Source organism: Blautia luti, assembly GCF_013304735.1.
GTDB lineage: Bacteria > Bacillota > Clostridia > Lachnospirales > Lachnospiraceae > Blautia_A.
The window spans coordinates 1-21983 of the sequence record NZ_JAAITI010000032.1 but is presented as its reverse complement, the minus strand read 5'-3'; the positions used below and the strand labels follow the sequence as shown (position 1 = coordinate 21983).

The following is a 21983-nucleotide window of genomic DNA, read 5'->3' as shown; positions in this document are numbered from 1 at the left end:
AATGATCGTAAATCCAATACTTCCGGGTTTTAATCCGGACCCTTGTATCTGCAGAAAAGGCGACGATTACTATATGGCAGTTTCCACATTTGAGTGGTTTCCGGGAATCCCGGTCTACCATTCCAGAGACCTGAAAAACTGGGAGCTGTACACACACGTAATTACAGACGATGAAAAAGTAGATCTCAAGAAACTTCCAAGTGCAAAAGGAATCTGGGCGCCCTGCCTGACCTACTGCGAGGAAGAGGATATGTTCTACGTTGTCTATGGAGTGATGAATTCCATGAACGCCAGATATTTTGATGTGGATAATTTCCTGATCTGTGCAAAAGATATCCGCGGACCGTGGAGCGAGCCGGTTTACCTTCATTCCTCCGGTTTTGATGCGTCACTTTTCCATGACACCAACGGCAAAAAATACGTGGTATCCCTGGAGTGGGAAACAAGGGAAGGCTACGAGAAGCCAGGGGCTATCTGTATGGTAGAATATTCTCCTGAGAAAAAAGAGATCATCGGTTATCCGAAGCGGATCTGGAGAGGCGGTACAGACAGAGGCTGCATCGAGGCACCGCATCTCACAAAACGAGGCGAGTATTACTATATCATGTGTGCAGAGGGTGGCACCGGATATAATCACTGCGTTACCATGGGACGTTCCAAAAATGTCTGGGGCCCATATGAAAAAGATCCGAAGAATCCCATCGTTACCAGTGTTCCGGGAGAATCCTACGAGCGCCAGGATCCAGACCATCTGAAACCAAAGTACTATAATCCGGACTCTGTACTTCAGAAATCCGGTCATGGAAGCTATGTGGAACTTCCCACAGGAGAAGTTTATCTGGTCCATCTCTGCTCCAGACCTTTTGTACCGGAACTTCGCTGTACACTTGGAAGAGAGACGGCCATTCAGAAAATGATGTGGACCGAAGATAACTGGCTCCGCATGGCAGATGGAAGCAATCTGGCGAAAATTGAAGTGCCGGAAACTTCCCTTCCGGAATACCCAGTGGAAAAAACTCCGGATTTTGATGATTTTGACGGAGATGAGCTTGGGAACTTCTATTACTCTCCAAGGATCATGCCCCAGCGTTTTGCAGATGTGAAAGCAAGAAAAGGCTATGTGCGCCTTCGTGGACAGGAATCCAGAACCTCTCTCAACAAAGTAAGTATCCTGGCCAGAAAGCTTACAAGCGTATACGCACGGATCACCACAAAAATGGAATTCACACCGGAAGTACACCAGCACAGCGCAGGTCTGATCCTGTATTACGACAACATGAATTACATCAATCTCCGGAAATATTACAGTGAAACCCTGGGACAGAGCGCCCTGTCCATCATCCATCTGGAAAATGGAGAAAAAACAGAGTTCCTGAATACCAGAATCCCGGTAGAAGATAAACCGATCTATCTGAGACTCTACATTGAGGGAAGAAAATCCTGGTTTGAGTGGAGCTATGACGGAGAAAATTATGAAAAGATCGGACGCATTTTTGATACCACAAGGTTCTCTGATGAGTACTGCAAATACGGAGAGTTCACAGGAACCATGGTGGGAATCACCTGTGCAGACCGCGTTCTCCACAAAAAATGTGCAGACTTCGACTTCTTCGAATACATTGCAGATGAGAGCCGGATGGTAGAGTAAAAAGATATTAAAAAAGCTATTGAAAAAAGAAAATGTTTGTAGTAATGTAGTAGCTACAACGCTTACGAAAAAGAAGACTGTTTCGGAGGAGCAGTCTTCTTTTTGTGAAGAATTTTGGATGGAGGAAAACGAAAAGAACAAGGGGGAAAATTATGGAGAAGGTAAAAGAAAAAACATCTTTTTTCTGGAAGTTCGTAGGGGATAAGAAGTTTTATCTGATGGTTCTGTCCATTGCGGTGCCGATCATGATCCAGAATGGAATCACAAATTTTGTCAGTCTTCTGGATAACATTATGATCGGGCGGATCGGTACAGAGCAGATGTCCGGTGCGGCGATCGTCAATCAGCTGATCTTTGTGTATAATCTCTGCATTTTCGGAGGGGTTTCCGGTGCGGGAATTTTTACAGCTCAGTATTTCGGGCAGAAAGATCACGAGGGTGTCCGTCAGACACTTCGTTATAAACTGTGGATGGCAGTAATCCTGACAGCGGTCACCATCGTACTGTTTCTGACAGCAGGGGATTCGCTGATCAGCATGTATTTAAAAGGTGACGGAACCGCACAGGAGATCCGGGATACACTTGTCTATGGAAGGCAGTATTTATGGATCATGCTTCTGGGACTGCCTCCATTTATGATGGTGCAGGTCTATGCGAGTACTTTACGTGAGTGCGGTGAGACTGTGCTTCCTATGAAGGCTGGAATCGTGGCGGTGCTGATCAATCTGACATTTAACTATCTTCTGATTTATGGTAAATTTGGATTTCCGGAACTGGGAGTGAGAGGTGCTGCTGTTGCGACGGTGCTTTCCAGATATGTGGAAGCGTGTATTGTCCTGATCTGGACGCATAAGCATACGGAAAAGAATATTTTTGCCCAGGGCCTGTATTCCACATTGAAGGTTCCTGCAAATCTGACAAAGAAGATCCTGATCAAGGGAACACCGCTGCTTCTCAATGAGACTTTATGGGCAGCAGGAGTGGCCATGCTGACACAGTGTTATTCTGTCAGGGGGCTGAATGTGGTAGCTGGATTAAATATTTCCAATACGATCAACAATGTATTTAACATCGTATTTATTGCCCTGGGAGATTCCGTAGCTATTGTTGTAGGACAGCTTCTTGGTGCCGGTAAGATGAAGGAAGCCAGAGATACGGACAACAAGATGATCGCATTCTCGGTGTTCTGTTGTACCTGTGTGGCAGCCGTGATGTTTGTGATGGCACCACTGTTTCCGAAACTTTACAACACCAATGCCGAGGCTCGTACTCTGGCGAAATATTTTATTATGATCACAGCATTTTTCATGCCGCAGAATGCATTCTTACATGCAGCGTATTTCACGTTGCGCTCTGGTGGAAAAACTATTATCACATTCCTGTTTGACAGTGTGTTTATCTGGGTGGTAAGTGTGACCATCGCATTTACCTTAAGCCGTTTTACAGGACTCCCTGTACTGGGGATTTACGCAATGGTCCAGGCAGCGGATATGCTGAAATGTGTCATCGGATTTATCCTTGTAAAAAAAGGCGTATGGCTTCAGAATATCGTCTCATAAAATTTTTTGAAATCTTCCGGAAGGGGTGCTTCCAGGGAGATTTCTTTTTTGGCATTTTCAGTGCAGGGCATGGAAGAGAGGGGGCTGGAAGTCGTTTCACCATTTGGAAAAGGTGGCTGAAATTTAAGTTTCCATGCGTGGAGTGCAGCACGGGAAAAAAGATTTGTTGTGTCCGATAAATGGTACAGGGAATCACCCAGAAGCGGATGCCCCAGAGATGCCATGTGGACACGGATCTGATGGGTGCGGCCGGTTTTCAGGCGGAGCATTACAAGGGATGCAGAGATCCTGGAATCGGGGGCGGTGGATTTCAGGACGGAATATAAAGTTTCTGCCGGTTTGCTGCCTGGAAGGGAACCGTCCGGAGAGATCACCATTTTCAGACGGGTCTTTGGATCTGGGGCAAGGGGAGTTGTGATCCTATGAAACGCTCCATCTGTATCTTCCGGCATGGAACCGGAAACCGCAGCCAGGTAGGTTTTCTCTGAAATTCCACTTTCCCGCTGTTTTTGTAATCTGGCAGCAGCAGTCTGATTCCTGGCAAAGAGCAGGATACCGGAAGTTTCTTTATCCAGCCGTCCAATAGAGCGGACTTTGGTAGATTCACCTTTGGAACGGAAATAGGCGGCAACCTGGTTGGAGAGGCTGTCGCTGTAGTGTGAACCGGAAGGATGGGTGACGATCCCGGCAGGTTTGTTTACTGCGAGGATATCCTGGTCTTCGTATAGGATTTCCAGTTCAGGAAGAAACTGTGGAGCTGGAGCAGATTCCAGCTGTGCAGAGTCAACATCATTCGTTTCCAGACATACCGTAATCTGATCCCCTGGATAAGCAGTTTCCGTCACCCGGCACTGCTGTCCGTTTTTTTGGACACCACCGGGACGGAACTTCGCCTGGCTGATCTGCTTTTTTGTAAGACCGGCCTGGGTGCGAAGAAAGTGGGAGACAGGTGCCGGGGCAGATGTTTCCGGGATATGGATAGTAAGATAGCGGTTCATTGTAGTTCTCCTTATCTATGCTGATAATAAAACACCGCAACCTGTGTCCGGTCCCTCAGCTGCAGTTTATCCAGAATGGAACTGAGATAATTCCGTACCGTTCCTTCGCTGAGAAAAAGTTCCGCGGCAATTTCCTTATTGCTGTATCCGTTGGCGATCAGCCGGATGATATTCAGCTCCCGTTCACTGATATTTCTGGAAGCATAATCAAATCCGTCGGAGGACTGCAGAAGTTCCGGGATCTTGGACATGATCTCTGTGCCGAATACGGTCTGACCGGAGTAAACTGCCTGGAGAGCCGGAAGGATGCTGGCATAATCCTGCTTCAGAAGATAGCCCTTTGTGCCAAGGCGGAGGGCTTTTACAATGTATTCATCATCAGAAAAAGTAGTGAGAAGAAGAATTTTTGCTTCCGGAAATTCCCTCAGGATCTTTCTGGAAGCTTCCAGACCATCCATTCCCTTCATGCGGATATCCATAAGAAGGATATCCGGCAGATACTCTCGATACAGGGAACAGGCCTCTTCACCATCAGAGCCGGTTGCAGCCACCTGGATATCCGGGTTTGCCTCAAGAATGGTTTTTAATGCACCTGCAACCAGGCAGTCATCGTCTACGATTATAATCTTCATGTTAAAATCTCCTGTTTGTCTTAATTAGAACCAGATTTCGGAATCGTCACAAAGATCCGAAAACCCTTCTCCTGTGTAATCTGGACCGTACCACCCAGCGCTTTCACACGGTCCCGGATATTGGACAGTCCCATGCCGCCAGAAACAGTTTCCATTTTATTGCTGTCCGCATCTGTTTGTATATCCGGAATTTTACTTCCCAGCGTACCATTATCCTCAATGCACAGCTGATAAAGTGCAGGATGCTCCCGGAGAAGAATATTGACGGAATCCGCATTACTGTGCCGCATCACATTGGAAAGCCCTTCTTTTGTAATACTGATCAGACTGTATTTCACCTCTCTTGGAACCTGCCTGGACATATCATAGGTGAGGGTTACCGGGCAGAAGCTGAAATCTTTTACAAGTCCCTTTATGGCATCTTCCAGATTCACCGCATCATCGTGAAGATCATGGACACTGGAACGGATGCTGTTCATGGCGCCGTTCAGAGATTCTTCCAGATTTCCAAGAAGAGGATCAAGGGATTCATCTTTGTTGATGGTTTTGCAGGCAGCAGTCATAAGAATGGAGCGGGAGAGCACATGGCCTACATTGTCATGGATTTCCCGTGCGATCCGGTTTCGCTCCCTGAGAGTTGCAGCATAGATCTCATAATCCTGTTTTTCCAGAAGCGCCTTGTTTTTTTCGGAAAGAAGAAGTGCGTGTTCTTCGCTGTCATCACGGCTCTGGCGGAAATTCCGGGTAAGGATCTCATATTGTCTGGTATGAGACCAAAGAAAAAACGCGAGGATAAAACCAAAGATCCCGGCGAGACAGAGAAATTCCGGAAACTTATGGAAACGAAAAGCGAGGAGTCCCCAGAATGGAAATTCCACCACTGCCAGAGGAAAAAGCCCGGCAGATAAAGTCTGATACAGAAGCAGGGGGAAAAATAAAAGAAGATCCGGGATCCACAGGGAAGAGAACCCAAAGATCACATAACTTCCGGTGAGAACCAGGATCCTGTTGTCGAAGCGTTTCAGCACTGGTAAAGAATTGTGGGACCAGGATTCTGTTTCAGATGCCCTGCACAGATAAGTAACGCATCCAAGGATCACTGTAAAAAGGAGGGAGAATACAAGGGCCTGGTCTGCCGGTACATAAAAAAATGCCAGCATACTGTATAAAAGCAATATAGCGGAATCTGTAAAATAACGCATAAAAAATAAACCCTCCTTTCCCGGAATTACAGCAATGTATTTTTATTATAGTATACCAGCTCCTTCCTGCAAAGAAAAATCTACGCTCTTACAAAAGACATGACATTTGTCATCTGCAGGTAATGACATCACACACTTGGAGCATACAGAAGAAAAAGTTATAATGGCATCATAAAAGAAATATAAATTTTTGAGATAAAACAGAAAAGTCCCGTTTAACGGACTGTGAAAAAGGAGGAAAACATATGCCACAGGGTATGGTTCACATAGAAAATCTGGTAAAACGGTACGGTGATCTTACCGCACTGAATCATCTGGATCTGGATATTCGGGAAGGCGAGATCTTCGGATTGCTTGGCCCCAACGGTTCCGGAAAAACAACGGCCATCAGCTGTCTGTTGTCCCTGCTGAAATACGACAGAGGTCAGGTGGAAATTTTCGGGGAAGAGATGAAACCGGACAGCTATAAGATTAAAGAACAGATCGGCATCGTGCTTCAGAATATAGCCGTTTTCGAGGAGTTGACAGTACAGGAAAACATCGATTATTTCTGCGGCCTTTACATAAGAGACAAAAAACGAAGAAAAGAGCTGGTGGAGGAAGCCATTGAATTTACAGGCCTGGAAGATTTCCGAAAAATGCACCCGAAGAAACTTTCTGGAGGTCTTCTGCGCCGACTGAACATTGCCTGCGGGATCGCTCACAAACCAAGGCTGATCATCATGGATGAGCCAACGGTAGCCGTAGATCCTCAGAGCAGAAACAAGATCCTGGAAGGAATCCAGACACTGAACCGGCAAGGCTCCACCATTATCTACACTTCCCACTACATGGAAGAGGTAGAGCAGATCTGCACCAGGATCGCCATCATGGATCACGGAAGAGTGATCGCGCAGGGAACAAAAGAGGAACTGAAGCAGATGATCAAAACAGGAGAGACCATCACAGTGGAAGCCATTGCCCTGGAAGAAAAAAATCTCCAGGATATTCGCACACTGGATCATGTGTTTGATGTACAGTATGAAAAACAGGTGCTGATCGTGCGCTGTACCGATGCCAAGCATAACCTGATCCGGCTTCTCAATTATCTGCAGAGCCAGGATATTTCTTTTGGAAGAGTCTTTTCGGAGCTTCCTACACTGAACGATGTATTTCTGGAGATCACCGGAAAACAGCTGAGAGATTAGGAGGTGAGCTGAAATGCTGCATTTACTGAAATACAGTTTTCTTTCCAAGGTCCGGAATTTTAATATCATCTTCTGGCCGCTGGTTTTTCCACTTGTGCTTGGAACTTTTTTCTACTTTGCATTTGGAAATATCAATGAAGCAGATTTTCAGACGGTTCCGGTGGCAGTGGTGAAGGAAGATTCCGCAGATCCGTTTTTTATGACATATCTGGATGAGGTGAAAAAAAGCAGCCCGGATCTTTTAAAAGCAGAAGAAATGCCGGAAAAGGAAGCTTTGGAAGCATTACAGGATAAAAAAGTAAAAGGAATTTATTATGTAGGAAAAGAACCTTCTCTTACAGTAGCAGGAACCGGAATGGAGGAGAGCATCCTCCAGACGGTTCTCGACAGCTGCGAAAACACCAGAATGACCATCACTAACATTATGGAAAAAAATCCCCAGATGGATGTGGAAACCATGAAGACCCTGTTAAGTTCCGGCAGCCTGGTAAAAGAAGTATCACTTGGGGGCCGTACCATTGACGGAAATGTGCAGTTTTTTTACGCACTGATCGCCATGGCCTGTCTGTACGGATGTTTTATCGGCTTTGGCTCTGCTATGGGGATTCAGGCTAACATCACACCTCTGGCAGCCAGGCGTTGCGTGACGCCAACTCACAAGCTGAAACTGATCCTTACAGACCAGCTTGCATCTTTTGCCCTGGGCTATGTGGACGTGATCATTCTGATCCTGTATCTCCGGTACATTCTCAATCTGGATTTTCAGGGACAGATGGGAAAAATGCTGGTGGTATCTTTTTTCGGAAGTCTTATCGGTGTGTCCATGGGAATGTTTATCGGCAGTTTCGGAAAAATGCAGGAAGGTGCCAAGATCGGGATCATGCTTGGAATCTCCATGGTAAGCAGTTTCCTTGCGGGACTGATGAATGGAAACATGAAAGATATGGTGGAAAAAAGCGCCCCGTTTGTAAACCGGATCAATCCGGCATCACTGATCGCCGATGCGTTTTACTGTATCAATGTATATGATGATACAGCCAGATATTACAGAAGTCTGGCTACACTGGCAGTGATGTGTGTGGTGCTGGTGATGGCATCCTTTTTCATGGTCAGGAGGGAACGTTATGACAGTATTTAAAGGCTATATGAGAATTATGAAAAAAAATACAGGTCTGATCCTCCTGTATCTGGGCATCTTTTTCGGGGTGACAATGGCACTTCAGGCAGCAGCCGGTAAGGAAACCTATACCAGTTATGAAAGCGAAAAAATAAAGATTGGTGTGGTGGATAAAGATAACGGGCCACTGACAGAAGGACTGGTAAAATGGCTTGAAAACACCCATCATGTGACCATGCTGGAAGACAGCAGGGAGAAGCTTCAGGAAGAGCTTTTTTACAGAAATGTAGAGTATATCGTGGTGATCCCTGAGAATTTTTATGAGAGCTGTATGGTAAACGGGGAAAGTATTTCCGTGACAAAAGTGCCCGGATCCTACTCAGCATATTATGTAGATCAGCAGCTTGAGAACTGCCTCAACACCATGCGGACATATCTGGAAGCCGGTTTTTCCAAAGAGGAAGCGGCAGCAGCGATCCTGGATGAAAAAAGAGGAGAAGTCACCATGCTGAATACAGACGGAAATGGCAGTACCCCAGGATGGCTCTATTATTTTCGCTATATGCCGTATCTGTTTCTTGCAGTACTCTGCTATGTCATGGGATATGTGCTGATGGCTTTCAAAAAAAATGATATTCCTGAAAGAATGCAGGCGTCGGCAGTCTCGGCAAGAAGACAAAGCCTGGAAGGACTTCTGGCCATGTTTGTCATGGGCGGGGGCTTATGGGGAATCGGTATGGCAGGTGCCATTCTTATGTATGGAAAAACATTTCCAGGTTCAGAGAACTTCGGATACTATGTACTGAACACCCTGGTGATGATGGCAGTGGCACTTTCTCTTTCCTACCTGATCGGGCTTTTTGTAAAAAACAGCAACATGTTAAGCGGGATTGCCAATATCCTGTCTCTTGGAATGTGTTTTCTGTGTGGTGTTTTTGTTCCCATGAATGTTATGGACAGAAATGTCCTGAAGGTGTCTCAGTTTCTTCCTGTATACTGGTATGAAACGGTAAATGAGACTCTTGGAAGCTACAGCCACCTCACAGGTGAGGCAGCTGCATCCGTTTGGAAAGGTATCGGGCTGGAAGCTATGTTTGCGATTGCTTTTGTCTGCATGATCCTGGTGGTGACCAGGTATCAGAGGCAGAAATAAACAGAAGTAACTGAAGAAGATCAGTCCCAGTTTTCATCCGGGTATTTCATATTCCATTCTTTACGAAGATAGGTCATGATATCCATAACGTCTTTTGTATAATTCAGATATAAGCCGGAGGTATCACGTGTAAGAACTGCATGTTCCATATCCTCCATCTCATAAAGCAGTGCATCGGAAGTGTCACCGCAGGAAATTTCAGTTTTTTCTCCTGTCTCTGCATCCACGATCACTGCTTTATCTGCACGTGGATATTCCATGATCTCGATATAACCTTTCTCACAGCTGATCATGGCACGTTTCGGCTGTTTGGAGTGCATGGAAAGTGCGACAGTCGCCATCTGACCGGAAGGATTTTTAAGAAGAATGGTTGCCTGCTCATCAGAACCGGTAGGAGAAGGCTTCCACTGGCTTAAGATCTCATCCGGTTTTTCATCCATAAAACTTCGGACAATGGAGAGTGCGTAAACACCGATATCCAGCATGGCACCGCCTGCCAGGTTCATATTGAAAAAGCGGTTGTTCATGTTATATTCTTTAAAACTTCCAAAGTTCATGGTGATCATCTGGACTTTTCCAAGAGAACCACTTCTAACTGTTTCCCAGAGTTTTTTGTAAATGGGCATATGCCAGATCGTCATGGCCTCGGCAAGAATGAGATTTTTTTCCCTGGCCAGAGCGATCATTTCATCCAGCTCACGGCTGTTAAGGGTGATGGATTTCTCCACAAAAAGGTGCTTGCCGTGAAGCAGTGCTTTTTTCATAAAGGCATAATGGGTATTGTGAGGACTTGTAATGTAGATAATATCCACATTTTCGTCAGTAAACATTTCATCAATTTCTGAATAAACCTTCTGTACACCGTATTTTTCTGCAAAGGCAACGGCTTTCTCATAGGTACGGTTTCCAACTGCATACAGCGGTTTTCCCATTTTCTGAAGTGCCTGCGCCATCTGATTGGCGATCACACCGGTACCAAGAACTGCCCAGTTTAAACGTTCTTTCATGATCAAATCCTCCCTGTGAATGAAAAATATAAAAAGTATATAAATTTTCACTTTTAAAATATGAGGTTATTATACTAACCTTACGAAGAAAACGCAATGGGCAGATTTACCAACATTGCGAATATCTGTTTTATAAAAAGAAAAGCAGGAAAAATTCCGTACCTTAACAAATATTAAGAAAAATATTATTTCTCCTGTAAGGTTACGACCTTACGATAGCTTCAGATGAACAAAAGAACACAACATAAAGGTTCCGGCAGCAGTTATGTTACCGGATCAAAAGGAGGATAAACATGGATATCGTAAGGCCAGCCATTGCAGGAACTCTGGAATCCAGCGACTGCCAGGTAACTGTAGAAAAAGGAGAAGGAAATGTAGATTTTTCCATGGAAAGCTCCGTGATCAACCAGTATGGAAACCAGATCCGTAAAGTAGAACTGGAAACTCTGAAAAATCTTGGCGTCAGCGACGTAAAACTTACCATCGTAGACAAAGGTGCATTGGATTGTACGATCAAAGCACGTATTGAAGCAGCAGTTTACCGCTCTGTATTACAGACGGAACATTTACCATGGGGAGGGGATATCCGATGAACAATCCGAACAAAAAAAGACTGAGAAGAACAATGATGTTTCTGAATGCTCAGAAACCGGGACTTATCAAAGATCCATACATTTATAAACCAGATTCTATCATGCTGGACCTAGAAGACGCAGTAGCAGAGAACCAGAAAGACGCGGCACGTTTTTCCCTGTATCATGCACTGAAAACAATTAACTATCGTGGATGTGAACGGGTAGTCAGGATCAACGGCCTGGACAGCCCGTACTGGAAAGAAGATATCCGCTGCTCCGTTGCCGGTGGATGTGATTCCATCCGTATCCCGAAGACAGAAAGTGCACAGGATGTAAAACTTGTGGAGCGTGAGATCGCCTATGCGGAAAAAGAGTTCGGCCGTCCTGAGGGAAGCGTCCTGATCATGGCAGCTGTGGAATCTGCCAGAGGTGTGATGAAGGCTCTTGATATCTGCGAGTCCAGTGAGAGACTTTTCGGCATTGCCCTTTCCGGCGGTGATTACACAAAAGATCTTCAGACACATATTACAGGAACAGGAATCGAGCTGATGGGTGCGAGACAGAATCTTGTGATCGCGGCAAGAGCAGCAGGAGTACAGTGTTTTGATACGGTTTATACAGACCTTGACAACATGGAAGGATTCCGTCAGGATGTGGAAACCATCCATCTTATGGGATTTGACGGAAAATCCATTATCAATCATCTCGTCATCATACATCCCGCAGGTATAATCCAGGTTTGCATCTCTTCGGATCCCCTCAGCAGCAAGCAGCTCATCGACCAGATGATTTCCGTATTTATCTGCCTGACGGATCTGGGTGATAATATAATCAGACATGGCAATCTCCTTAGAATTCAAAGATGTTTATATAGCAATCTTATAACAACCGGAAAAAGATGTAAAGAAAAAGTCGGATTCACAAATGGAATAAAGTGATAGAGAAAATGAGGAATCCCCGTAAGTGTTATAGTTTTACATGGACAGAAAATGTCAAAATGATTATAATAAAAGAATTAACATTATTATCGTGTGAAGAGGGTTTTTATGGAAAAATATTTTACTATTGTAAGTGACGGTTCCTGCGATCTGCCGGAAGAGATCGTGAAAGAAAAAGAAATCGGCGAGGTGCATTTCCTGGTTTCTTTTGACGGAAAAGAATATAAAAAAGAAGGTGTAGAAATCCGTCTGGAGGATTTTTACGGGAAAATGGTGGCGGAGTCCAATGTTTTTCCGCTGACAGCGGCACCGTCTCCAAATGATTATTATGAAGTTTTTAAAGAAAAGGCAAAAGAGGGAAAAGATATCCTTTGTATCTGTATTTCCACCAAGCTTAGTTCCTCCATGCAGTCCGCAGAGATCGCAGCAAAGATGCTTGCAGAGAAGTATCCGGACATTCAGGTGAAGATCATTGACTCTCTGGCCTGTACGTTGATGCAGGGGCTTTATGTGCTGGAAGCCTGCAGACTTCGTGACCTGGGTTATACTCTGAAAGACAGCATTGAAAGAATGAACCAGCTGACAGATACCCAGAGGATCTTTTTTACGGTAGGAAATCTGGAATATCTGGAGCACGGCGGACGCATTGGAAAGGTTGCCAGCATTGCAGGTAAGCTTCTCAATGTGAAACCGCTGATTACCTTAAAGGACGGTGAGATTTATTCACCGGGGCTGAAAAGGGGCAGAAAAAAATCTATGGCAGGAACCATTGACCTGCTTCTTGATTACATGGAAGAGAACGGGTATACTCCAGAGAACTGTTCCCTGGTCATTGGTTACTGCTATGGATATGAAGAAGCGGAGAGCTTCCAGAAAATGCTGATGCAGAGCCTGGAAGAAAAATTCGGAACAACAGAGACAGTTCCCATTCACCGGATCGGAGCTACCATCGGTGTGCATACAGGCCCGTATGCCATTGGGATTGGAATCATCCGGCGGAGTGATATGGTATAAGTTTAAGAAAGAACAGGGCCGGCAGACGATTAATGTCTGTCGGTCCTGTTTTGGTATCTGCGGGCCGGATGATAAACAAGCACTGCGATGAGAATAAGCAACGCTGTTGTGGACAGGCTGACAGGATAAACCATCATCAGGCTGGAAAAACTGCGGTGGTTCGGGAATACGGCATATACCCATGCAATCCTGGTTCCGCAGACACCGATGGTTGTAAGCAGTGCCGGGACAAAAGAAATCCCGAAACCCCGGAGATAGCCGGACATGATCTCATAGAGCAGACTGAAAATGTATGCGGAAAAGATAATGACCAGACGGGTATAACCGATGTCAATAACCTGGGGATCACTGTTAAACAGGGAGAGCAGGAATTTTCCGCTGGAGAGGATCAGGATGGCAGCTGCAGCAGTTGTTACCAGACCTTCGGCTACACATAACAGCAGAACTTTTTTGCATCGCCGGATCTGCTTTGCGCCATAATTCTGTCCCACGAATGTTGTGCAGGCCTGGCTGAATGAATTAAATACATAATATACCAGGATCTCAATATTGAAGGCTGCACTGGATGCTGCGATCACAAGAGTTCCAAGACTGTTGATAGCAGACTGGATCACCAGATTGGCGATATTAAATACGGCACTCTGGATTCCGGCAGGAAGTCCGATCCGCAGGATCTTCAGGAGACAGGCTCTGTCAATGGATAGTTTATGTAAGTCAAGATGTACCCATTTCTCTGTTTTTGTCAGTTTGATAAAAAGAATGGAGGAGCTGACAATATTGGCGATTACTGTGGCTGTGGCAACTCCGTTCACATTCATTCCAAGGACGATTACAAAAAAGAGATTCAAAAGCACATTCAATACACCGCCGCAGAACAGGGCCAGAAGAGGTGTCCTGGTATCGCCGGTACTGCGGAAAATAGCAGCCTCAAAATTAAAGAGAAAGATCACAGGCAATCCCAGAAGATAAATACGGATATACAAAAGTGCATATGGAAAAACATCTGCCGGAACATTAAGCAGATTTAAGAAATTTCCGATCAGCCATTCTCCAAGCAAAGTAGTCAGGATACCTGCCAGAAAAGCGGCCAGAACGGAAGTGTGCACAGCTTTCTGGACTTCATGCTCATCTTTTCTCCCGATAGCATTGGCAATGACAACATTGGTTCCCAGGGAGAGACCGATGAAAAGATTCAGGATCACGCCGATCACAGGGCTGTTGGCACCTACCGCAGCAATGGCAACAGTACGGTCTGTGCTGGCAAAATTTCCTACGATCGCAATATCCGATGCGTTAAACAGCTGTTCCAGAATTCCGGTTGCTGCTACAGGGAGAGCGTACAGAGGAATCTTATTCCAGATAGAACCGTTCAGGATATCCAGCTTTGCGGTCTGTTTTTTTGATTTCATAAAGAACACCTCATTGATTTTAGTAAAATGATAATGCAAACAGAAGCTTTTTTGCCTCATACCATATACAGTATATATCCTTGGAAAAATAATAGTAAATACCTATTAACTATGATATTATATAGCTAATAAGAATGATAGGAAGATGCTTATGGAAGTTCGTGAATTACGTTATTTTCTGGCAGTGGCAAGGGAAGAGAATATCACAAGGGCAGCAGAGAGCCTGCATATTGCACAGCCTTCTCTGTCAAAGCAACTGATGGAACTGGAGAAGAAACTGGGGAAAAAACTTCTGATCCGTGGAAAACGGAAGATCACTCTGACAGAGGAGGGGGTTCTTTTGCGCAAGCGTGCAGAAGAAATCCTGGAACTGGTGGAGAAGACCCAGCAGGAAATCAGCTCAGATACGGAAGATGTCATCGGAGATATTTATATGGGTGGAGGTACGCCGCCATCGGTTCTTGGGGCAGCTGCGAAGCTTCGGGAACGATATCCGGATGTGAAGTTTCATTTTTACAGTGGAGATGCCACAGACGTGTCGGAGCGATTGAACCATGGAACACTGGATTTTGCAGTTATGCTGCAGCCCATTGACAATGTGAAATACGATTTTTTTTCCCTGAAAGAGATTTCACAATGGGGAATCCTTGCAAAGAAAGACGATCCATTTTCCAGCGGAAAAGTGATAACAAAAGAAGATATCAGGACAATGCCTCTCATCATGCATCAGAGAATTGGTCTTCAGAATGAGATTGCGCACTGGGCAGAAATGGATGTGGAGGACTTAAATATTGCGGCAACCTATAATGTGGTTCATGGAAGCCCCATTTCTTTTGTACAGCAGGGGTTAGGGTATTTTCTGACAACCAGAGAGATGCTGGCACCGGAACTGGATCCGGAAGTATGTTTTCTTCCGCTGGAACCCCAGCTTCCTACCAGACAGGCTCTGGTATGGAAAAAGCATGCGGTATTCAGTAAGGCAGCAGAGATATTTAAGAGTATAATTATAGAATAGATCAGGAGGAAAAAGTAATGAAAACAAGAAGATTAGGAAAAACAGAGCTTCAGGTCAGTGAGATCGGTTTTGGAGGAGAATGGCTGGAGCGCCATCCGGAGGAGGAAAGTATTGAGCTGATCCATTATGCATCTTCAAAAGGAATCAATATCCTGGACTGCTGGATGCCGGACCCGAAATCCAGAAATATCATTGGGGAGGGAATTAAGGAGAACCGTGACAAATGGTTTATCCAGGGACATATCGGATCAACCTGGAAGGATGAGCAATATTACCGTACCAGAGAGATGGAGTATGTGCGTCCTGCATTCGAAGATCTTTTAAAAAGACTCCAGACGGATTATATTGATCTTGGAATGATCCATTACGTAGATTCTGAGGAAGAATGGGATGATCTTCAGCAGTCTGAATATATGGATTACGTAATGGAACTGAAGAGAACAGGTGTGATCCGTCATATCGGTATGAGCTCCCATAATCCGAAAGTGGCGAAGAAAGCGGCAGAATCCGGCTATGTGGAGATGATCCTTTTCAGCATCAATCCTGCTTTTGACATGCTTCCTGCAAGTGAGAACATTGATACCATGTTTGCAGAAGAGTTTGACAGCAGTCTGAAGGGAATCGATGCAGACCGTGCCCGCCTGTACAAAGCATGCGAGGAAAATGATGTGGGAATCACAGTTATGAAGGGATTTGCAGGTGGAAGACTTTTTGATGAAAAACGTTCTCCTTTCGGTGTAAGCCTGACACCGGTACAGTGCATCCATTACGCACTTACAAGGCCGGCAGTCTGTTCCATCATGTGCGGCTACGATACAAAAGAGCAGGTCAATGATGCCGTAGCATATGAAACAGCAACGGAGGGAGAAAAAGATTACGCGTCTGTGATCGCCAATGCACCGTTCCATTCCTATAAAGGAGAGTGCACCTACTGCGGACACTGCAAGCCATGTGCGGCAGAACTGGACATTGCCATGATCAATAAATTCTACGATCTTGCCACCATGCAGCCGGAAGTCCCCGCAACCATAAGATCCCACTATGAACTTCTGGAGCACAAAGCCTCCGAATGCATCGGCTGCCAGGAATGCGAAACCCGCTGCCCGTTTGGAGTGCCGATCGCAGAGAGGATGGAGAAAACTGCGAAGTTGTTTGGGTGTTGATATCTGATACAGGAGGCCTTGGAAATGATGAAACAAAACATAGAAAAGTCAAGAGAACTGGAGTTTGCGATATTTTGTATTGAAAATATAGCAGCAAAACTGGGTGTAAGTGCAGAAAAGGTATATGATGCGCTGACAGAAAAAAGTGATATTTTGAATGATTACATCATTCCGGAATATGAGATACTTCATACCCAGGGGAAAGAATATATTGTGGATGATATTATTGAGGTTATGAAAGAGAGAGGTGTTTTGTAATGATAGTATATCATGGCTCATGGCTTGAAGTGAAAAATCCAGATTTAAAACATTCCCGGTCAGATGTTGATTTTGGTAAAGGATTTTATGTGACACCTCTCAGAGACCAGGCTGTGAAATGGTGTGGAAAATTCAAACGGCGCGGTAAACAAGGGATTGTTACAACCTTTGAGTTTGAAGAAAACGCACAGGAAAATCTGAAAATTTTGAAATTTGATTCTTATTCTGAAGAATGGCTGGATTTTATTATGAATTGCAGAAGAGAAAAGGATGATTCAGATTATGATATTGTTATGGGCGGAGTGGCCAATGATAAAGTGTTCAATACGGTTGAACTGTATTTTGATCAGTTGATTGACAAAAATGAGGCAATTAGCAGACTGAAGTATGAAAAGCCGAATATGCAAATCTGTTTTCGCACAGAGGAGTCTTTGGAGCATCTTCATTATGAGAGGAGTTTTGAAGTATGAATGCTAATCCGATTTTGTTACAAAAGAAATATGTACGGATAGTAGAATTATTTGCAGAAAAAATGGGGATTTCTGTTGAAACAGCATTGGGTATTTTTTATCATTCACAGCTGTATCAGTTGATAAGTGAGGGAATTTCAGATATGCATTGTATGAGTGATGGATATCTGGCGGAAGAGCTGGAAATAGAATATAACAAAAAACAGCCATGGAACATGTAATAAGTAACAAGGGGAAAAATTCATGCAGGTAGAACAATACGTAATGGCCTATGGCATTGAGCAGGACAGGATCAGGGCGATCATTCCGGAGGGATTTGTTTCTCTGCGCCCGGTTCTCAGAATCAATGCAGAGATCCAGGACAACAGTAATGGTTATCTGGAATTTAACACACCGGTAGAAAAAGACAATGCGGGATGTTATTTCCTGAAAGAAACACCGGAATTAAAAAAGCCGGAGACGATCACCGAGAATAAAGAATTCTGTGACTGCACATTTCAGTGGAAGTTTACTGAAAAGGATGCCCATGGTGTCAGCATCGGAAAAACCCTTCCAGCCTATCCACAAGAGCCGGAAACGACCTATCCCAGAGATACATTTACAGCAGAAAATGCAGCAAAAATTCCATGCAGACAGGTGCTGGGAACATATAAAGTTATTTTTGAAAGATAGTAAAGTAAAGATAACGAAAAAACAGTCATAGCAGACAGAAAATAGACTAATACAGGGCAAGAGGAGGACTAGCTTATGTTTCGAAAAATGAGAAGATCCAAACAGGAATTAACCAAAGAAGAATGTATCGAAATCCTGAAAAAAGAACCAAGAGGCGTGCTTTCCGTGCAGGGAGAGGATGGATATCCCTATGGAATGCCTATGACCCACTGGTATAACGAGAAAGATGGAAAAATCTATTTCCACGGAGCAAAATCTGGTCATAAGATTGATGCCATCAAAAATTGTGACAAAGTTTCATTCTGTGTTATGGACGAGGGATATCGAAAGGAAGGAGAATGGGCACTAAACATTCGAAGTGTGATTGTGTTTGGACGCCTCCGTATAGTGGAAGAACCGGAAAAGGTCGTGGAAATCTGCACAAATTTATGCAAAAAATTCACGGATGATAAAGCATACGTGGAACATGAACTGAAACATTCCGGTCCTGCAGTTCTCTGCCTGGAGCTGGAACCGGAGCATATGACCGGAAAACTGGTAAATGAGTCCTGAAAATCGCCTGCGGAGAAGAACATCATGGAAAATACAGAGAAGAAAATAAAAGTCCTGATAAAGCCACAGTGTGACGCGGAAATCCGAAACAGGTTTATAACAAAATTTGGAGAGAAATGTGAGTTTGTTTTTGAAGAAAATGAAATCAGGGACTCCATTACAACAGCAGAGGTTGTGATCGGAGAACCGGAAGAATCGGAACTTCGGAAAGCCGAAAATCTCCATTGGATCCAGCTGACCTGGGCTGGCGCAGACAAATATACAAAAATGAAAATATTCCCGGAAACTATTACATTGACTAATGCTTCCGGAGCTTTCGGAAAAATTATATCGGAATATGTGATCGGGAACATCATTGCCTTGTATCGAGGACTTCCTGTTTACTGGAAAAACAAGCAGGAATGTCTCTGGGTACAGAATAGATCATCAGACACCATATATGGAAAAAATGTTCTTATCCTGGGAACCGGTGACATCGGAAAAAACATCGCTCACAGAATGCAAGCATTTGAAACCCATGTGACTGGAATAAAAAGAACAGCAGTCTCAGAACATTCGCAGCAGCTGAAAGACTTTGATGAGGTATACGATCTGACAGCACTGGATGATAAACTGCCACAGGCGGATATTGTGATCGGCTGCCTTCCGGGAACTTTGGAAACAAAAGGACTTCTGAATTACGACCGTCTGCATTCCATGAAAAAAGATGCAGTTCTAATCAATGTAGGAAGAGGAAGCCTTATTCCAACAGAAGACCTGATCCGGGCATTACAGGAGGGCCACTTAAAAGGCGCAGTCCTGGATGTATTTGAGACAGAACCACTTCCGTTCGATTCTCCGCTGTGGGAAATGGACCAGGTTATTCTCACCCCACACATCGCAGGCCCAAGTTTCGGAGGAAACGCAGAAGTTCAGGACATGATCTGGAACATTTGCATGGAAAATCTGGAACGATATCTGAACGGAAAAGAATTAAAGAATATTGTCCGGTTAAATGAGGGATATTAACAAAGGCGATGAATATCGGTGCAAGGCTCGTACCCGGAAGTATCTCAGGAAAATTTGCCGGGAAAATTAACGGATGATTTCGCTTCAGTTCGATATTGAGAGGGAGATTTTCCTACAAGTTTTTTAAAGATCCTGCAAAAATAACTGACATTGTCATATCCGACTCTGACAGAAACGCTGGCTATTTTGTCAGAGCTTTCCCTTAATATTTTGCAGGCGATGCTGATACGATATTGAATAAGATACTCGACCGGGGATATTCCGATATTTTCCCGGAAATAGCGTAAAGCGGTGTTGGGGCTGATATTCGCGGCAGCTGCAATATCTGTCAGTGATATTGGGGCGGCGTAGTGTGTCTGGATATACTCGAGCATTATTGGAATCATGCGTTCAGAGTGTGAAGGCAGAACACTTGATCTGGGAGTAAGCTGTTCCGGGGAAAGATGGTCTGTCATGATAAGCCAGATTTCACTTAAAAGGTTATGAATGAGAAGCTCCTGTCTTTCCGGTGAGGCCAGATTAAGAAACAATTGTCTGCAGAGATTCAGAATATGTTTTTGCCATGTTTGCTGCTTGAAAATAACGCAGGGAAGCATGGCATTTTCTAATGGCAGAATATATTTTTTGTAAATAAGACTTTCACCTGGAGCAAGAAAAGTGGGGGAAAATACAATATTAGGCATGACGCCATAGTTTTCAGCTGTGAAATGATGCAGCATACCGCTGTTGATAAAAATTCCTTCTCCGGAATGTAAAGTATAGGTTTTCTGCTCAACCTGGCAGGTAACAGTACCCTCTGAAACGCAGATGATCTCAAATTCCTTATGCCAGTGCCAGTTGATATCGTTATTATAAAATTTCCGGGTATCATCTATATAAAATTCCAAAGGAAAATCAGGTCCGCCGTGTTTTGTGGTTTCCTGCAGATTGCTGTTTGTATGAATGTTCTGCATGAGATTACAGAATTCCTTTCTGTTATATATAGTGATATTGTACTATAAAATGACAGAAAAGTGCAATTACAATTTTAAAATGTGGTGATATAATACAAAAGATTGAAAAGGAATTACAATAATATGGAGGAGGATTTCTGATGAAAGACAAATATCAGAAAACGGTATATGCCTGTTTTGTGGGTTACATCGTGCAGGCAATCGTAAATAACTTTGTGCCGCTGCTTTTTCTGACATTTGAAAAAAGCTACCATATTCCACTGAGCCAGATCACAATGCTGATCACATTCAATTTCGGGATCCAGCTGCTCATTGATCTTCTGTCTGCAAAATTTGTAGACCGGATCGGCTACCGGATTTCCATTGTTCTGGCTCATGTATTTTCAGCGGCAGGACTGATCTGCCTGGTGATCCTGCCGGATCTTTTGCCTAATGCATTTGCGGGATTATTTATTTCCGTAGTGATCTATGCAGTAGGCGGCGGATTGATCGAAGTGCTGATCAGCCCTATTGTGGAGAGCTGCCCAAGTGATAATAAAGAAAAGGCAATGAGCCTTCTGCATTCCTTTTACTGCTGGGGTCATGTGGCAGTGGTCCTGCTTTCCACGATCTTTTTCCGTATATTTGGAATTGAAAACTGGAAGATCATGGCACTGATCTGGGCGATTGTTCCTATTGTAAATGGTATTACATTTACAAAAGTTCCTATCGCAACTCTGATCGAAGAGGGCGAGACAGGAATGACAATAAGAGAATTATGCAGGAATAAGACATTCTGGATCCTGATGTTAATGATGCTGTGTGCCGGTGCAAGTGAACAGGGTGTCAGCCAGTGGGCTTCAACATTTGCGGAGCAGGGACTGGGCGTAAGTAAGACCATCGGAGACCTTGCAGGCCCCATGGCATTTGCAATCCTGATGGGAAGTTCCAGAGCCTTTTATGGAAAATTCGGAGACAGGATGGATCTGGATAAATTTATGATCGGCAGCAGCATTCTCTGCATTATTTCCTATCTGTGTATTTCGCTGGCACCATCTGCATTTGTGTCACTGGTTGGCTGTTCCATCTGCGGATTTTCCGTGGGAATCATGTGGCCGGGAAGTTTCAGCAAGGCGTCCATGGCACTGCGAAGAGGAGGTACATCCCTGTTTGCACTTCTGGCACTGGCCGGAGATGTAGGCTGTTCCGGCGGCCCCACACTGGTTGGATTTGTGTCAGGTGCTTTATCTGATGATCTGAAAAAGGGAATCCTGGCAGGAGTTATTTTCCCTGTACTTCTGCTTGTGGGAATATTGCTTCTGAAAAAAGACAGAGCGCAGAATTAAATATTATAATTGACTATTGACAATAGTACGATTTCGAACTAATATCTAAAAGATACGAAATCGTACTATTTTTTTGTGTGACAGTAAAAATAAACCCCCTGCTATGCAGGGGGAGGGAAGATCTTTAG

The 21983-nt window shown here is 44.3% G+C and carries 23 protein-coding genes and 1 pseudogene; 17 read left to right on the top strand and 7 right to left on the bottom strand.

Going from position 1 to position 21983, the window contains the following annotated elements; all coding sequences use genetic code 11:
* The first annotated feature begins 1 nt into the window (after position 1).
* Both G5B06_RS14405 and G5B06_RS14400 read left to right on the top strand, forming a co-directional pair.
* Positions 2 to 1648 (top strand): glycoside hydrolase family 43 protein, encoded by a 1647-nt coding sequence (locus tag G5B06_RS14405; protein ID WP_173772343.1) that lies wholly within the window; start codon positions 2 to 4, stop codon positions 1646 to 1648.
* A 152-nt stretch (positions 1649 to 1800) separates the two neighbouring features.
* Positions 1801 to 3207, top strand: a complete 1407-nt coding sequence (locus G5B06_RS14400; protein ID WP_173762769.1) for an MATE family efflux transporter — start codon at positions 1801 to 1803, stop codon at positions 3205 to 3207.
* Here G5B06_RS14400 and G5B06_RS14395 read toward each other — a convergent pair.
* Genes G5B06_RS14395 through G5B06_RS14385 form a run of 3 tightly spaced genes read right to left on the bottom strand, consistent with a single transcriptional unit; the run spans position 3189 to position 6039 of the window.
* Entirely contained in the window at positions 3189 to 4205 is a 1017-nt protein-coding gene (locus tag G5B06_RS14395; protein WP_173762768.1) for an RluA family pseudouridine synthase, read from the bottom strand. The two genes, G5B06_RS14400 and G5B06_RS14395, sit on opposite strands and share 19 nt — an antisense overlap.
* Positions 4206 to 4216: 11 nt before the next feature.
* Complete coding sequence (locus G5B06_RS14390; RefSeq protein ID WP_118170752.1) at positions 4217 to 4837, bottom strand: response regulator; 621 nt, start codon at positions 4835 to 4837, stop codon at positions 4217 to 4219.
* 20 nt (positions 4838 to 4857) lie between these two features.
* Positions 4858 to 6039, bottom strand: coding sequence for a sensor histidine kinase (locus tag G5B06_RS14385; RefSeq protein ID WP_173762767.1), 1182 nt, complete (start codon positions 6037 to 6039; stop codon positions 4858 to 4860).
* A 257-nt stretch (positions 6040 to 6296) separates the two neighbouring features.
* Here G5B06_RS14385 and G5B06_RS14380 point away from each other — a divergent pair, with 257 nt between their 5' ends.
* From G5B06_RS14380 to G5B06_RS14370, 3 genes are read left to right on the top strand one after another with little or no spacing between them, the layout of a single operon-like run.
* Positions 6297 to 7226 carry an ABC transporter ATP-binding protein gene (locus G5B06_RS14380; protein WP_148448236.1) on the top strand — a complete coding sequence of 310 codons (930 nt, stop codon included), beginning with the start codon at positions 6297 to 6299 and terminating at the stop codon, positions 7224 to 7226.
* Between the two features lie 13 nt (positions 7227 to 7239).
* Positions 7240 to 8364: an ABC transporter permease gene (locus G5B06_RS14375; protein WP_173762766.1), complete on the top strand. Its 1125-nt coding sequence runs from the start codon at positions 7240 to 7242 to the stop codon at positions 8362 to 8364.
* On the top strand, positions 8351 to 9496 hold the full coding sequence (locus G5B06_RS14370; RefSeq protein WP_173762765.1) for an ABC transporter permease: 1146 nt from the start codon (positions 8351 to 8353) through the stop codon (positions 9494 to 9496). Before G5B06_RS14375 ends, G5B06_RS14370 begins: the two co-directional genes overlap by 14 nt.
* Positions 9497 to 9516: 20 nt before the next feature.
* Here G5B06_RS14370 and G5B06_RS14365 read toward each other — a convergent pair whose 3' ends face one another.
* Positions 9517 to 10503, bottom strand: coding sequence for a Gfo/Idh/MocA family protein (locus tag G5B06_RS14365; RefSeq protein WP_173762764.1), 987 nt, complete (start codon positions 10501 to 10503; stop codon positions 9517 to 9519).
* A gap of 293 nt (positions 10504 to 10796) precedes the next feature.
* Here G5B06_RS14365 and citD point away from each other — a divergent pair, with 293 nt between their 5' ends.
* The 3 genes from citD to G5B06_RS14350 all read left to right on the top strand — a co-directional run bounded on the left by citD (position 10797) and on the right by G5B06_RS14350 (position 13030).
* Positions 10797 to 11096: a citrate lyase acyl carrier protein gene (citD, locus tag G5B06_RS14360; protein ID WP_173772341.1), complete on the top strand. Its 300-nt coding sequence runs from the start codon at positions 10797 to 10799 to the stop codon at positions 11094 to 11096.
* Entirely contained in the window at positions 11093 to 12016 is a 924-nt protein-coding gene (locus G5B06_RS14355; RefSeq protein ID WP_244092662.1) for an aldolase/citrate lyase family protein, read from the top strand. The genes citD and G5B06_RS14355 overlap by 4 nt, the downstream gene beginning before the upstream one ends.
* A gap of 108 nt (positions 12017 to 12124) precedes the next feature.
* Entirely contained in the window at positions 12125 to 13030 is a 906-nt protein-coding gene (locus tag G5B06_RS14350) for a DegV family protein (RefSeq protein WP_021976141.1), read from the top strand.
* Between the two features lie 29 nt (positions 13031 to 13059).
* On the opposite strand, the gene G5B06_RS14345 is transcribed toward G5B06_RS14350, so the two are convergent.
* A complete protein-coding gene (locus tag G5B06_RS14345; RefSeq protein WP_118071657.1) occupies positions 13060 to 14439 on the bottom strand; it encodes an MATE family efflux transporter in 1380 nt (459 codons plus the stop codon).
* 151 nt (positions 14440 to 14590) lie between these two features.
* Here G5B06_RS14345 and G5B06_RS14340 point away from each other — a divergent pair, with 151 nt between their 5' ends.
* From G5B06_RS14340 to G5B06_RS14305, 8 genes are all read left to right on the top strand, one after another.
* Complete coding sequence (locus G5B06_RS14340) at positions 14591 to 15454, top strand: LysR family transcriptional regulator (RefSeq protein ID WP_021976139.1); 864 nt, start codon at positions 14591 to 14593, stop codon at positions 15452 to 15454.
* A gap of 17 nt (positions 15455 to 15471) precedes the next feature.
* Entirely contained in the window at positions 15472 to 16617 is a 1146-nt protein-coding gene (locus tag G5B06_RS14335) for an aldo/keto reductase (RefSeq protein WP_021976138.1), read from the top strand.
* Positions 16618 to 16644: 27 nt separating this feature from the next.
* Entirely contained in the window at positions 16645 to 16875 is a 231-nt protein-coding gene (locus G5B06_RS14330) for a DUF3791 domain-containing protein (RefSeq protein WP_418721709.1), read from the top strand.
* Entirely contained in the window at positions 16875 to 17345 is a 471-nt protein-coding gene (locus tag G5B06_RS14325) for a DUF3990 domain-containing protein (RefSeq protein WP_118063129.1), read from the top strand. The genes G5B06_RS14330 and G5B06_RS14325 overlap by 1 nt, the downstream gene beginning before the upstream one ends.
* Positions 17342 to 17566: a DUF3791 domain-containing protein gene (locus G5B06_RS14320; protein WP_173762762.1), complete on the top strand. Its 225-nt coding sequence runs from the start codon at positions 17342 to 17344 to the stop codon at positions 17564 to 17566. Before G5B06_RS14325 ends, G5B06_RS14320 begins: the two co-directional genes overlap by 4 nt.
* A gap of 22 nt (positions 17567 to 17588) precedes the next feature.
* The gene (locus G5B06_RS14315; RefSeq protein WP_173762761.1) at positions 17589 to 18017 is read left to right on the top strand and encodes a hypothetical protein; all 429 of its coding nucleotides are present in this window, start codon (positions 17589 to 17591) and stop codon (positions 18015 to 18017) included.
* A gap of 75 nt (positions 18018 to 18092) precedes the next feature.
* Positions 18093 to 18569, top strand: coding sequence for a pyridoxamine 5'-phosphate oxidase family protein (locus G5B06_RS14310; protein ID WP_118063134.1), 477 nt, complete (start codon positions 18093 to 18095; stop codon positions 18567 to 18569).
* Between the two features lie 24 nt (positions 18570 to 18593).
* Positions 18594 to 19577, top strand: coding sequence for a D-2-hydroxyacid dehydrogenase (locus G5B06_RS14305; RefSeq protein WP_173762760.1), 984 nt, complete (start codon positions 18594 to 18596; stop codon positions 19575 to 19577).
* A gap of 44 nt (positions 19578 to 19621) precedes the next feature.
* Here the strand turns inward: G5B06_RS14305 and G5B06_RS14300 are convergent, their stop codons facing one another.
* Together G5B06_RS14300 and G5B06_RS19825 are read right to left on the bottom strand one after the other, a co-directional pair.
* A complete protein-coding gene (locus G5B06_RS14300; protein WP_244092663.1) occupies positions 19622 to 20260 on the bottom strand; it encodes a helix-turn-helix domain-containing protein in 639 nt (212 codons plus the stop codon).
* Positions 20261 to 20281: 21 nt separating this feature from the next.
* Positions 20282 to 20530 (bottom strand): annotated as a pseudogene (locus G5B06_RS19825) (cupin domain-containing protein); the annotation flags it as partial.
* A 140-nt stretch (positions 20531 to 20670) separates the two neighbouring features.
* Between G5B06_RS19825 and G5B06_RS14295 the strand changes: the two are divergent.
* Positions 20671 to 21855, top strand: a complete 1185-nt coding sequence (locus tag G5B06_RS14295) for an MFS transporter (RefSeq protein WP_173762758.1) — start codon at positions 20671 to 20673, stop codon at positions 21853 to 21855.
* Positions 21856 to 21983 lie beyond the last annotated feature (128 nt).